Genomic DNA, 13,766 nt, shown 5'->3' with positions numbered 1-13,766 from the left:
GCCGCTTATCTGAAGGGAAACAGCTGATGCCCAAATGGCCATTCTTCGAAGAAGATGAAATTGATGCTGTCAGCGCAGTGCTAAGATCCGGTTGCGTGAATGCCTGGACCGGCCCCGATGTCAAAGAGTTCGAACGTGAATACAGCGCCTATACCGGCGCGCAGCATGCGATCGCCATGGCAAATGGCACGGTCACTCTGGACGCCGCGCTGCTGGCGTTGAACATCCGACCCGGAGACGAGGTTATCGTCACACCGCGTAGCTTTATCGCGTCTGCCAGTTCGATCCTTCTGGCCGGTGGCAAGCCGGTATTTGCAGATGTGGATCGTGACAGCCAGAACATCACCGCAGAAACGATTGCACCGGTTCTGACCGACAGAACCGTGGGGATTATCGCGGTCCATCTGGCCGGGTGGCCATCGGATATGGCGGGTCTCATGGATCTGGCGCGCAGCCGCGACCTTTGGGTGATCGAGGACTGTGCGCAGGCGCATGGTGCCATGATCGGTGACCAGCACGTGGGAACCTTTGGCACCTGCGGCTCGTATTCTTTCTGTCAGGATAAAATCATCACAACCGGCGGCGAAGGCGGAATGCTGATCACCAATGATGATGAGCTGTGGTCCAAGGTCTGGAGCTATAAGGATCACGGTAAAAGCTATGAACACGTGTTTAACAAGAGCCACCCTCCGGGGTTTCGCTGGCTACATAGTGGCCAGCCGGGTACCAATCTGCGGATGACCGGGCTTTCGGCCGCCATCGGGCGCATTCAGCTGGCGAAACTGGACGGGTGGCGCGCCCATAGAACCAGAAATGCCGAGATTTTGGCGGAAGCTCTATCCGGATGCGCTGCGTTTCGGGTACCTGTTCCACCTGCCGGGCTGACACACGCGTATTACCGGTTTTATGCGTTCATAAGACCTGAGAATCTGGCCTCGGGTTGGAGCAGGGATCGCATCATAGCTGAGATTTTTGAGGCGGGTTTCCCCGTGTTCTCGGGCAGTTGTTCTGAAATATATAGAGAAGAGATGTTCGCACGCCTTGGTGTTGGCCCGGTTGATCCCTTGCCGGTGGCGAAAGAGCTTGGTGAAACCAGCCTTGCTTTTCTGGTTGATCCGACCTGGTCGCATCAAGACATCGTCGGTCTGGCCGAATTTGTACGCGAAATCGGAGATCGGGCGCGTGCATAGGCAGTTCACACCGCCGCATCCGGGGGCGTGTCTGAAGGTTCCGACCCGGCATCTGCCGCCGGATCAGGTTAGTGAGTTTCGGGTGTTGAACGGATGATCATGCATGTCATCACCGATTTTTCCGGTCAGGGCGGGGCCCAGGCGATGCTGGCGCGGCTGGTTGCCATTTCCGGGGATCGGGTATTGGTGGTGTCGCTGACGGAGGTTTCGGACAGGATCAAAAGCCAATGTGCAAATCCAAACGCCGTTCTGATCGGATTGAATGCCAGATCACTGTCGTCCATGCCCCGCGCGATATTGCAGATATCGCGTCTTATCCGTCAGTATAAACCGCAGGCGGTTCTGTGCTGGATGTACCATGCGATGGTCATCGGGCTGATTGCCAGCTGGATATCAGATCGAAAGGTGCCAATTTACTGGACGGTGAGGCAGGCTTTGGACGATACCAGCTCATTCACGCGCAGCACACGGATTGCGGTGGACCTGTGTCGGCGTTTGTCGGGCAGGTGCGCGGGGATCATTTATAATTCGCAACGCGCATTGGATCAGCACACGAAGAACGGGTTTGCTGCTGCGCGGTCTTGCGTCATTCCGAACGGTCTGATCATGCCTCAAGCCTCTGTGGTGCGGAGCGACCCGCCCAGGGTTTTCGGGATTGCGGCGCGGTTTCATCCACAGAAGGATCACGAAACCCTTTTCCAGGCTCTGTCCCTGGCGCTGCGGTCAGTCCCCGATCTGCGCATCATCGCGGCCGGAGAGAATATGTCGCCTGAAAACTCCGAAGTACAATCATTGCTGGCGCGCTATAACCTGACTGCCGACAATGTAGAGCTGTGCGGCGACCTGCATGATATGGCTGCATTCTACAAACGGATTGATGCGCTGGTGCTTTCATCCCGAACCGAAGGGTTTCCGAATGTCATTGTCGAAGCGATGAGCTATGGCCACCCCGTTGTGTCGACGGATGTGGGTGATGCAGTGGTGATCATTCGCAACTGCGGATTGATCGTACCGCCCCGCAACGCGGAATTGCTGGCAGACGCTTTGGTCCATGCCGCAAATTGGTCGGCCCCAGAGTATCTGGAAAAAAGAGAAAAAGCCCGGGCGATTGTGGCCAGTACCTACCAGCTTTACCGCGTTGCCGCGCAGTATCGGAACATTTTGGAGAGCGGCAGTCTTGATCCCGATAAGATTGCCTCTCAGCCAGAACAGAAGGGGATCTGAGCGATGTGTGGCATTACCGGATTTATCAACTTTGGCACCGTTGATCGGTCTCAGGCCTCATCCGTCCTTGGCAGGATGTGTCAATCGATTGAACACCGTGGCCCGGATGGAACCGGGTTGTTTGTGGACCCGGATCAGGGTGTGGCCCTGGGGCATCTGCGTCTGGCCATTATTGATCTGTCGGAAACCGGGGTCCAGCCGATGGATTCCGCAGACGGTCGGTTCACCATTGTGTTCAATGGTGAGATCTATGGCTATCTGGAACTGCGTCAGGAATTGCAGGATCTGGGCATAAGCTTCAGGGGCACGTCCGATACCGAAGTTTTGCTGGCGGCGATGCAGCTTTGGGGTATCCGCAAGACACTGGACCGCGTCCACGGGATGTTTGCCATTGCCGTGTTTGACCGGAAAACCCAGAGCGTGACATTGGCGCGCGACCGGATTGGCAAAAAACCTCTCTATCTGGGCCTGGCCGGGAAAACCGTTCTGTTTGGGTCCGAATTGAAGTCACTGCGCGCGCATCCGGAATTTGGACCGGCAGAGGTGGACCGCGCAGCCTTGGGATCGTTTCTTCGGTTGGGATATATTCCTGCCCCGCGCACGATTTACCCAAATGTCCTGAAACTGCCTGCGGGCTCTATGGTCGAGATCAAACTTGACACCCCACCGGCCTCGTTGGATGCGCTTCTGCAAGGGATCGAGCGGTTTTGGGATATCGAGGCCGTAGTCACCGAGGCGCGCGCAAACCCCTATCCTGACGATGAAACGGCCATAGCTGAAATCGAATCCGAACTGCTGCGCGCGGTGGGCGAACGGATGGTTGCGGATGTGCCGGTTGGGACATTTCTGTCCGGAGGCGTCGACTCGTCGCTGATAACTGCAATGATGCAAGAGCAATCCAGCAGGAAGGTTCCCAGCTTTACCGTACGCTTTGAGGACGAAGACACCAACGAAGCCGACCATGCAAAAGCCATCGCCGAGTATCTTGGGACGGATTACCACGAGGTGACGGCGACGCCGGAAATGGCGTTTCAAGCCATCGAAGGCTTGCCGCAGGTGTTTGACGAACCTTTCGCCGACCCGTCGCAACTACCAACCCTGCTGGTTTCGCAACTGGCGCGCCAGCAGCTTAAGGTCGTCATGTCCGGCGACGGCGGTGACGAGTCGTTTGGTGGCTATGCCCGATATGTTCGGATGCAGGCCTTTGAGCGCCTGAAGGGCAAGATGCCCGACCTGGCAATTCAAGCCCTGTCGCAGGCGCCGCAATCGGTTCTTGCCGCTCTGGTGCCAGTCCTAAGGCCATTCGCCCCGCGCAGCATGCGCGATGATCTGAGCGCCGACCGTCTGGCCAAGCTTGCGCCGGTTCTGCAGGGACGAGAGTTCCAGTGCCGCTATCAGGCCCAGTTTTCGATCTGGTCCTCCGGTATGCTTGGAAAGTCCGGCATCCCGCTGGGCAATGAGATCGGAACGCATGATTTGCCCGCAGGGTTGAGCCAGTTGGACAGCATGATGTTGTTGGATTCGCTATATTATTTGCCGGATGATATTCTGGTGAAGGCCGACCGCACTTCGATGTCGGTGGGCCTTGAGATGCGCGCGCCGTTGTTGGACTACCGCGTTGTCACCGCCGCCTGGCGCTCTTCGTCATCGCTTCGGTGCGACGGGAAGGTTGGCAAGGTGGCGTTGCAGGAGCTTTTGAAAAAGCGGGTTCCGCAATCGCTGTACGACCGGCCAAAGCGCGGGTTCGGTATCCCACTCAACGCTTGGCTGCGCGGGCCCCTAAAGTCCCGTGTTTCCAGCATTCTTCTGGATGGGAACGGGCTTGAGGGTTTCGTGGACAAGGCAGCGCTGGAAAAATGCTGGGCCGAGCACCAATCAGGCAAACGCAACTGGGGTGCTCAGCTGTGGACGGTCTTTATGTTCCAACTATGGTCCGAAGCGTGGATGCGCTGATCGCAGCTTGGCGATTTTGCGATCAGTCAGTCAGATAACCGACCTGACCAAGACAAAGCTCTCAGCCGCGGCCCGGTGAACCGTCGCGCCACGCAAAGTTGCCAACGCTTTCAAGCTCTGAACCGAACGCTCGTGCGGGGGCTGTTTGACCTGGCTTGCAAATAGCTGGAAGGCTTCCAGTTTACGCTCCAATGTATCCGAAATGTCCACAAACATGTTCGGCACGAATGGCGGCGTCAGATATGGCGCGTTCCAATTTGTCTCGGAAAGCGTCTCATAGGCCGCGATCGTCGTCGGGTATTTGTCCTGATAAGGTCGGCTTGCCACCAAAGTCGAAAGGAAACTCAACTGGTGGTCCAGATGGATGTCGCCGGGATGCGGCGCCAGGATGACACTTGGGTCGAGATCGCGGATCAGTGTTCCCAGACCAGCGTTCAGGTCACCATGGGGGTGCTCAGCCAGTTCAGCGGCAGGGAAATCCAACCAATGCGTATGCGTCACACCAAGATGCTCATGTGCGGCCCTGGCTTCGGCCTGTACATTGGCGATCTGTTCCGTGCTGAACCGGGGCGACCGACCCGTTGTGACAATCGCGATATGGACTGCGCGACCTGCATCTGCCAGTCGTGCGATGGTGCCGCCAGCCCCAAGGACTTCATCATCCGGGTGCGGAGCAACCACAAGTACCGGTCCGTCCTGTCCGTCAAAAGGTGTCAGTGATGTCATTCGGAATTCCTGAGCTTTGAGTGCAGTTCGGGCGGCGCATCGGCGCCGGTCCAGTTTGTGATGTCCAGACATTTCCCATCCCCACAGGCGACCGTAAACCGGTTTCCTTCGATGGCCTGTATCTGACCAGGTAGGCCGATATAGTAGCCCTGCAGGGCGGTGTTCTGTACACCCAGCAGGACCAACTTCTCACCGGAGGCAGTGTAGGTGAAAGCGCCGGGATAGGGCGGTCCGGCTGCGCGTATCAACCGGTTAATCTCTGCCGCGGGTCTAGTCCAGTCGATCAGCCCGTCCTCGGGCCGCCGCCGCGCGCAAAGGCTGATCCCGGTTTCTGGCTGCGGAGCCGCCGGGATATCGCCTTCAGAGATTTGCGTCAGAAGCTGAGGCAGCAGCTGCGTCAGGGCCTGAAGCGCCCGGTCATACAGTTCGCGCGCTGTTACCGTGTTGGGATCGACCGCATATCGAGCTTGCGCCGCAATCGGGCCGTCATCGGCCCCTTCACCCAGCCAGAACAATGACGCGCCTACATCGGTTTCGCCCAATATGACAGTCCAGGGGATTACACCGCGCCCGCGCAGACGGGGCAGGGCGGATGGGTGAAACCCGACGCATCCGATCTTTGCCTGGGCCCGAAATTCCGGCCCGCAAATCTGAGACCACCCGATGACCAGTATCAGATCAGGTTTTACGGCTTGAATGGTTTTGATTGTTCCGGCCGAGTCACTTTTGGCGGTATAGTGGACAGGAATATCATACCGATCTGCAGTGGGTTTGAGATCTGCAAAATCAGAGTGCCGGTGAGACAAGTCCGGCGGTAGTGTCACCACCAAATCCGGTACAAACCCTCGGGCACATATGGCGGATAAGGCGACATGCGATCCTTCGACCGCCCCCACAAATACCGTCTTCATGCAGGTGTCTCCTTTCGGCTGTCCAGCCAGTTGTCTGCGGCCTGAATTCGGTCAGGGCGTTTATGCTCTCCGGCCAAGGCTACCATAATGGTTTCGAACAATATCTTCAGATCAAGCGACAGTGACCGGTGCGCGACATACCATAGATCCAGCTTTAGCTTCTCGTCATTTGAAAGCGCGGTATTGCCGCTGACCTGAGCCCACCCTGTCAGACCGGGCCGAACCGTGCAGCGCAACCGCCCATTGTCTCCAAACTCTTCGATGGTTTCGGGAAGCAGGGGACGGGGGCCAACAAGGGCCATATCTCCGCGCAAGATGATCACAAGCTGGGGCATCTCATCCAGCCTTACGCGGCGCAGAAGCTTGGTGGTTTTTGTCTGACGTTCCGAATCTGGCAGCAAAGCCCCGTTTTGATCGCGTGTGTCGGACATTGTTCTCAGCTTCCAGATGCGAAAGACGCGCCCGTTGCAGCCTGCCCGCCGTTGGCCAAAAAACAAAGGTTGCCCGACCGAAAACAGCACAATCACACAACCCGCCAGAAAAAAGGGCAGCGCGATCGTGCCCGCGATCAGGCAACACAGTATTTCGAGAAATCTGTTCATATTCAAACCCAAGAACTGTAGCTGAAAACTACGAATATCAAACCAAGAACCAACATCTCCCCGGATCATCCTGCTGGCCGGATCCAAGTTCCGGCGCACTGATACGAAGTCTGGGCTGAGTTGATCCCAAATCGATTCTCGATTCAAGCGGCAGAGCTGACCGGCACCCTGACTATGCGGAAATTTTTCCAAGCATGCGCCAAGTTCACAAAGCCTTTGTCAGGAAAACCGGCCTGCGACTCATTAGAGGATTGGCCGAAAGGAGTTGTCATCTTTGTTGCGTCTTGGTTCACAATGCCCCGATAGGGGCTTATTGTGGATCGATTGGGCAATATTGAGACCCGGACAGCGGCCCCCGAAGATTTCATCGGATTGAGAAAATGACTGTAATTTTCCCCGTGAGATTAGCATTTCTCTTGTTTACGCTAGGTCAATCGGCGCTCAAGTCAGCCGAAACAGGGAGGAAATTCTGCAACCCTCAGCAAAATATCAGTCAAAGAGTACTTCAGAAAACGCTGCAATTCGTTAATGAAGTGTGAAGAAATTACTTTTGAGGGCGCGGAAACGTATGTTAGCGTTGAAGGAGATTGAAGAAATTGCGCTAACCGGCGAACCAGAGGAACAATTTTGTTACTTGCGCGAATTATTATTATTAACGAGTGAAGTGAGTGTGTTCAACTTGGGCGATTGAGACAAGCTCAAGTGAAGGGGGCAAAACAAAGATACGGGTACAAGGCTTTCGGTTGATCATCTGATCGCGAGCCTTTGGTTTATATAGGACAGCTGCAAGCGGTCTGTGAGTGATCAGTTGGGAGCTGTGGCAATGTTTTGATGCTGCAGGACCCTGTTGGGTAACGATGTACGAGTAATTCTCGATCGGAATTGAGCCGGTGATGAGATAAAGGGGTGAGGTAAATGGTTTCGGGTTTTCATTGCTGGCAAACGCAGATTGTTAGTGAGTTGCGTGCCAATCATCGATTAGTCTTTGGTGACATTGTTGCTTCGTCTTTCTCAGCCGTAGTGGCAATCAATCTTGCGAATGGTGGAACGGTAGCGCAACAGATGGCGCCAGCCATGTTCCCGCTGATGCTCTTGTCCAGCCTGATTGGACTGGCGGTTTTCCCGCTTGCGGGCATGTACCGGCGCCACACACGCTCGACATCACTGCGAGACATTCGTCTGATTCTGCGGGGATCGACAATGTTGGTCCTGTGCCTCATGGCTGCCAGTGCAGTTTTCGAAGTGACCAAGGCTGTACCCTTCGCTGCTTTCATTATTCAGCTTGGCTTGATGATCCTTCTGCTCAGTGCCCTGCGTGTAGTTGCCCGTAGCCGTGAGCTGAATCGCCAGAATGCGCGGTTGATGGCCGAACATCAGGACAAGGTTCCGGTGCTTTTGGTTGGTACAGGTGCAAGTTGTGATCTGTTTGTCAGGTCTTTGCGGAATACGCACTCCAAGTATCAGCCGGTGGGCATTATTGACGATGCGCGCAATACCATGGGGCTGTATTTCCACGATGTTCAGATTATCGGATCTCTTCTGGATGCCGATCGCGTGGTCGAGCGGCTTAAAACCTGGGATCATTTGCCCAGACGCTTGTTCCTGACCGAACCGATCACGCATTTTGAAAGTGATGGCATCCGCAAGCTGACCAGCTGGTGTGAATCCAACGGTATCGCTGTCTCACGCGTGCCGGGTCTTGGGGAAGAAGGCCAGGATGCCGCCAATGGTTGTATTATCAACCCGGAAGAAATTCTCGAGCGGCCACAAAAAGCTGTTGAACGCTCGATGTTGCGCGAGATGTTCCGTGGGCGCCGCGTATTGGTGACCGGTGCAGGTGGTTCGATCGGTAGCGAACTGGCACGTCAGATTGCCTCTTTCGATCCGGCGGAACTGGTGATGATCGACCATTGCGAGTTCAACGCCTATTCCATCGACATGGATTTGTCGCAGAACTTTCCAGATGTTCCCCGGCGGATGTATATCGCAAGCATTCGCAATGCGTCGCGTGTGAATGACATCTTTGAACGTCATCGCCCCGAGCTGGTATTCAATGCCGCAGCGCTGAAGCATGTTCCGATGGTTGAGATGAATCCTTGCGAGGGCGTTTTGACCAATGTGATCGGAACCCGTAACGTCGCGGATGCAGCCCGGAACTATGGTGCCATCGCTATGGTGCAGGTTTCCACGGACAAGGCTGTAAACACCACCAATGTGATGGGTGCAACCAAGCGCGTTGCTGAATTCTACGTTCAGGCGCAGGACCGTGTAACCAACGGAACCGAGGAAGAAACCCGGTTCTTCTCGGTACGGTTTGGCAATGTTCTGGGGTCGTCGGGCTCGCTGATCCCGCTGTTTCAACGTCAAATCTCGAACGGTGGTCCGCTGACCGTGACTGATCCCCGGATGGAACGGTACTTCATGACCATCCGTGAGGCCGTGCAACTGACTCTGGTTGCGGCCGCCAGCGGGTTGAAAATGGAAAGCAGCCACGGAGAGATTTTCGTTCTGGATATGGGTCGGCCGGTCAAGATCGTGGATTTGGCCGAACGGATGATCCGCCTTGCCGGGCTAAAGCCTTATGAGGATATCGACATCGAATTCATTGGTATTCGTCCAGGCGAAAAGCTGTTCGAGGAATTGTTTGATGCGTCTGAGAAGCGCCACGAATGCGGCATTCCGGGCGTCGGGTCCGCACGGCCCGAGGGCATTCCTGTCGCCCGCCTGCGCGCCATGATCCGGAAACTGGAACAGGCTGCGGCAGAAGGTGACGAACTGGCAGCCAAGCGCCTGCTGAAAGAGCTCGTGCCTGGGTATGGTGCAAATGGCCTGCGTCCGGTTCCGATCTCGGAATTTTCATCCAAGCCCATTTTCAAAAGCGCTGGCACAAACGCAGCAAATGCGGTCAGTCAGTCTGAAGGAGAAAACCCGGAACTGCTGCCCGCTGGCAGCTGATTTAGCATTGTTTTTTCTGGTGTCGGTTATTTTTGCCGAATTTGGTTTCTGTGTTTAATATTTCCGCCGAAAGGGCCAACATCTGATGGCGAGGCTTAATATACGCTCGGCTTTTGCGCCGTCAGAAGAACGTGCGCAGGTGGTACGGTTTCTCTGGGCCGGCCTGATAAACACGGCGTTTGGCTATAGCGTGTTTGCCCTTTTGATTTTTGCGGGCATGCATCCACAGCTTGCGCTTCTGCTTCAGTTTATTTTGGGTGTGATCTGGAATTTTTGTATCCACGCCCGGTTTGTCTTTGGCGTGCAGGGGTACCGCCGTTTCCCGCTATATGCGATGTCTTATGTCGTGCTGTATTTTGTGAATGCGCTGCTTTTGCGCGGTTTGATGCAGGTTGGGCTTGATCCCTATCTGGCACAGGCGGTCGCGTTGGGGCCCGTTGTCATATTGTCTTACCTCATGATTTCGCGTGCGCTTGGCCGGGGTCAGGCGATGGATCGGAGGGGCTGAGATGAGCGATGCGAGAATATCAAGCTTTAAGGGCACCACCCCGTCAAGTACGCGCATGGGTGCTATGCTTGGGATCGTGACCGCTGGTCTGGGGCTTGTGTTGCTGATTGCCGGTTTGTTCGGCCGCCTGATGACCTATGATCTGCGCCGGGATGAGCTGATGTTCGTCCCTCCGGCGCGTTTGCTCAGAGAGTGGGAGCTTTATTCGGACTTCTTCTACAATCACGTCCCTTATTCGGCGTGGTATTACCTTGGGTCCGGCATTCTGTTCGATGAGTTCGGCCTGTTGGGGTCCGCTCGGATCGGCCTGTTTCTGGCCTGGCTTGGATTGATCGCGGCGACTGGCTGGGTAACGCTGCGCTTGTCGGGATCACCGGTTCTCGCTGTCTTTTCAATTATCGGCATTGTGACATGCGAGCTGTTTCTGACCGGTGCCGGTATGGCCGCAACCAACAATCTGTTGCCACTGCCATTTGCGGTCATCGGGCTTGGCCTGTTTTTGATTGAGACGTCAAAGCCCGCGCCGCGATTTTTGACGCTGGTCCTATCGGGCGTCGCATTGTCTATTGCGGCGGGGATGAAGGTCAGTGCGGTACTGTTTATTCCGCCGATTGCTCTTGCCGCATTCTTGTTGCCTGCGGATGTTTCGATGGCACGACGACTGAAAGCCGTGGTCCTGCCGCTGCTGATCGGAGGGCTGATCGGGGCCTTGCCCCTGTTTGCCTTCCTGCTCGCTGATCCGGGCGTCTTTCTGGCGCATGTCTTGGGGTTTCACACTGGACCACATGTCGCCTATTGGGAGGCCAACGCCGCAACAGAACCGGGGCTGGCCCTGAGATTGTCGGGCAAGTTGATGCTGGCCCATTCGGCATGGGTGGCCGGAGTGGGCCTGGTGATGGTTATGGCCATTCTGTCCGTGCTTTGGATTATCCTGCGTGGTGGTGCGCGTGTCGACGAAATGCAGCCCTCGCAACTGCGGCATGGTGGTGTTGTTCTGGCGATCATTATCCTGACTGCCTCAATGGCTTTTGTCCCAACGCCCGGTTTTCCGCAATATTATATCCAGCCTCTGGTCTGTCTGCCTCTGCTGCTCGCGGTTCTGTTTCGTCGGCTTGACCCGCCACGGCGGCACGAGGCAGTGCCTGTGCTTGCGGCAGGTATTGTCTTGATGGTCATCCTGGGACTCCCGCGTATCGGGATGGGCCTGGTCTCGCTGACAGAGCCTTCGAAGTTCACCTCGGCCCGTTTTGCCGGTTCCGGTGCTGTCCTTCGGGATGCGGTGGCAGGCAGTGCACTGCCTGATGGTCCGGTCGCGACTTTGCTGCCGATCTATCCGCTTGAGGCGGGCCTGAGCGTTTATCCAGAATTTGCAACGGGGCCATTCGCTTACCGAATTGCACCCTTCACGGACCCGGAACTTGCCGGCAAATACGTGATGGCAGGCGCCGAAGACTTACCGGCTCTGTTTGCAGATAACCCGCCTTCGGCTTTCCTGCTTGGATACGATTCCGTTCTGGAAGCCCCATTGTTGAGCTATGCGCGGGCAAACAACTACCGCCCGGTCGAATTATCGGGTCTGAACAACCGCTACGGCCAAGGTGTGGTATACTTGAAAGCTGCAGGGGCTGAACAATGACCAGTGCCTGCGCGACTCAACCTGCCTATATTTTTCCTGGGCGGGCCCATTCACATGACCATCAATTCTATTGATCGAATAAAGGAAGGATAGACAATGAAAACGGTACTTCTGGCTGGTGGACTAGGCTCGCGTCTGGCCGAAGAAACGGTTTCCATTCCCAAGCCCATGGTTGAAGTGGGCGGGCGTCCGATCATCGCACGCGTGATGGATATCTACAGCCATTTCGGGCATCGTGATTTTGTTGTGGCTGCCGGGTACAAAGCATTGCTGCTGAAGCAGTTCTTTGCCAATTATCACCTGATCGCCAACAATATATCGGTATCGCTGGACACTGGGGAATTGCAACTGGTCCCTTCTGCTCCGGGCGGGTGGAATGTGTCAGTGGTAGACACCGGTGCGCATACCATGACCAGTGGTCGTATCCGTCGGCTCAAGGATTGGCTGACTCCTGATGAGCCGTTCATGTGCACCTATTCGGACGGCGTAGGAAATATCGACATCAATGCACTGATTGATTTCCACAAATCACACGGCAAGCTGGCGACCGTAACTGCGGTTCAGCCCCCGGCGCGGTTTGGTAACATCGAGCTCAAGGGCGACAGGGTTGACGCCTTCACCGAAAAGGTCCGCAATCGCGAAACCTGGATCAATGGCGGCTTCTTCGTCTTCGAGCCGGGCGTCTTGGACTATATGGTTGATGACAATGAGCCGCTGGAACAGACCCCGCTGACCCAGATGGCCCGCGACGGAGAGCTGATGGCCTATCGCCACGATGGGTTCTGGCATCCGATGGACACTCTGCGCGACAGGAATACGCTGGACGGTCTATGCGAAGGTGAAACGCCGCCCTGGCTTAATTTCAACGAAGGTTCGGGCAAGAGCTACCCAGCTCTGGCGATATGAGGTGAACCGTGAGCGGGCAGGTCAATTCTCAGTTTGATGGCGTTTTTGCCGGCCGCCGTGTTCTTGTGACCGGGCATACCGGATTCAAGGGCGGGTGGATTTGTGCATGGCTGAGGCGTCTGGGGGCAGAGGTGACAGGCTTGTCACTGCCTCCCGAACAGGGGCATTCATTCTTTGATGCCTGTTCTGTTGACGGGCTGACCGACAGCCGGATTGCGGATATCCGCAATCGTCAGGCGGTGCTGGATACACTGTCAGGGGTGGACGCTGAAATCGTGTTCCACATGGCCGCCCAACCCTTGGTGCGCCGGTCTTACAGGGATCCTGCCGAAACCTTTGCGACCAATGTATCTGGAACGGCCCATGTTCTGGATGCCGCTTTGGGGATGCGCTCACTGAAGGCGGTGGTCGTTGTCACCAGTGACAAGTGTTACGACAACAAGGAATGGACTTGGGGTTATCGCGAAAACGATCCGATGGGCGGCAGGGACCCGTATAGCGCCTCGAAAGGCTGTACCGAGCTTGTGGCGCAATCTTATGGTCATTCCTTCTTTTCATCAGCGGATGGGCCGCAACTGGCAACAGTCCGGGCCGGGAATGTGTTCGGAGGGGGCGACTGGGGCGAAGATCGGCTTATCCCCGACGTGATCCGCGCATCCGAGGCGGGCGAACCGGTGGTGATCCGCAACCCGCTCAGCGTGCGCCCCTGGCAGCATGTTCTTGAACCGCTGTCGGGCTATCTGGCCTTGGCCGCGCGGATGTATCGGGATGGGCAAAGCTTTGCTGGCGCCTGGAATTTTGGCCCTGATGTGTCGGGGACGGTGGATGTCCGGCAGTTGGCAACCTTGATGCAGGATGCCTGGGGCGAAGAGGCCCCGCAGTTTTCGATCGCGTCGGCGGAACAGACCTCTGCTGCGCCGCATGAGGCAGGTATTCTTCGACTGGACAGCACTAAGGCGCAAACGGGATTGGGTTGGCGTCCGCAACTGACATTGCCCGAAGCCGTTCGCCTGACAGTAGACTGGTACAAGGCCCATGCCGCCGGTGCGGAGATGGGTGGGATCACAAACAATCAGATCGGGTTCTACAGTGACCTGATGTCTTCACGGGATTTCGACCGGGCTCCGGTCGCCGCGCAATAGCGGGTTATTGAGG

At 56.2% G+C, this 13,766-nt stretch carries 11 protein-coding genes; 8 read left to right on the top strand and 3 right to left on the bottom strand.

The genetic code is table 11. The features are described from left to right. Positions 1 to 26 precede the first annotated feature (26 nt). The 3 genes from AC2FFF_RS10115 to asnB all read left to right on the top strand — a co-directional run bounded on the left by AC2FFF_RS10115 (position 27) and on the right by asnB (position 4,367). A complete protein-coding gene (locus AC2FFF_RS10115) occupies positions 27 to 1,190 on the top strand; it encodes a DegT/DnrJ/EryC1/StrS family aminotransferase (RefSeq protein ID WP_281995069.1) in 1,164 nt (387 codons plus the stop codon). Positions 1,191 to 1,283: 93 nt separating this feature from the next. Continuing rightward, positions 1,284 to 2,414, top strand: coding sequence for a glycosyltransferase (locus AC2FFF_RS10110; RefSeq protein ID WP_281972946.1), 1,131 nt, complete (start codon positions 1,284 to 1,286; stop codon positions 2,412 to 2,414). 3 nt (positions 2,415 to 2,417) lie between these two features. Then, on the top strand, positions 2,418 to 4,367 hold the full coding sequence (asnB, locus tag AC2FFF_RS10105) for an asparagine synthase (glutamine-hydrolyzing) (RefSeq protein ID WP_281972945.1): 1,950 nt from the start codon (positions 2,418 to 2,420) through the stop codon (positions 4,365 to 4,367). A gap of 30 nt (positions 4,368 to 4,397) precedes the next feature. Here asnB and AC2FFF_RS10100 read toward each other — a convergent pair whose 3' ends face one another. From AC2FFF_RS10100 to AC2FFF_RS10090, 3 genes are read right to left on the bottom strand one after another with little or no spacing between them, the layout of a single operon-like run. Then, entirely contained in the window at positions 4,398 to 5,093 is a 696-nt protein-coding gene (locus tag AC2FFF_RS10100) for a PIG-L deacetylase family protein (RefSeq protein WP_281972944.1), read from the bottom strand. Then, on the bottom strand, positions 5,090 to 6,004 hold the full coding sequence (locus tag AC2FFF_RS10095) for a methionyl-tRNA formyltransferase (protein WP_271948799.1): 915 nt from the start codon (positions 6,002 to 6,004) through the stop codon (positions 5,090 to 5,092). Before AC2FFF_RS10095 ends, AC2FFF_RS10100 begins: the two co-directional genes overlap by 4 nt. Then, entirely contained in the window at positions 6,001 to 6,606 is a 606-nt protein-coding gene (locus AC2FFF_RS10090) for a sugar transferase (RefSeq protein ID WP_281972943.1), read from the bottom strand. The genes AC2FFF_RS10095 and AC2FFF_RS10090 overlap by 4 nt, the downstream gene beginning before the upstream one ends. 1,020 nt (positions 6,607 to 7,626) lie before the next feature. Between AC2FFF_RS10090 and AC2FFF_RS10085 the strand changes: the two genes are divergently transcribed. The 5 genes from AC2FFF_RS10085 (at position 7,627) to rfbG (ending at position 13,753) form a co-directional block, all read left to right on the top strand. Next, positions 7,627 to 9,561 (top strand): polysaccharide biosynthesis protein, encoded by a 1,935-nt coding sequence (locus tag AC2FFF_RS10085; RefSeq protein WP_281972942.1) that lies wholly within the window; start codon positions 7,627 to 7,629, stop codon positions 9,559 to 9,561. Between the two features lie 85 nt (positions 9,562 to 9,646). Next, a complete protein-coding gene (locus tag AC2FFF_RS10080; protein ID WP_142636218.1) occupies positions 9,647 to 10,069 on the top strand; it encodes a GtrA family protein in 423 nt (140 codons plus the stop codon). A gap of 1 nt (position 10,070) precedes the next feature. Continuing rightward, entirely contained in the window at positions 10,071 to 11,705 is a 1,635-nt protein-coding gene (locus AC2FFF_RS10075; RefSeq protein ID WP_281972941.1) for a glycosyltransferase family protein, read from the top strand. A 96-nt stretch (positions 11,706 to 11,801) separates the two neighbouring features. Next, on the top strand, positions 11,802 to 12,611 hold the full coding sequence (gene rfbF / locus AC2FFF_RS10070; RefSeq protein ID WP_142636222.1) for a glucose-1-phosphate cytidylyltransferase: 810 nt from the start codon (positions 11,802 to 11,804) through the stop codon (positions 12,609 to 12,611). Between the two features lie 8 nt (positions 12,612 to 12,619). Beyond that, a complete protein-coding gene (gene rfbG, locus AC2FFF_RS10065; RefSeq protein ID WP_281972940.1) occupies positions 12,620 to 13,753 on the top strand; it encodes a CDP-glucose 4,6-dehydratase in 1,134 nt (377 codons plus the stop codon). The last annotated feature ends 13 nt before the right edge of the window (positions 13,754 to 13,766 follow it).

The sequence above is a fragment of the Ruegeria sp. YTSA226 genome (genome assembly GCF_059609905.1).
This window is presented reverse-complemented; position numbering and strand designations above follow the sequence as displayed.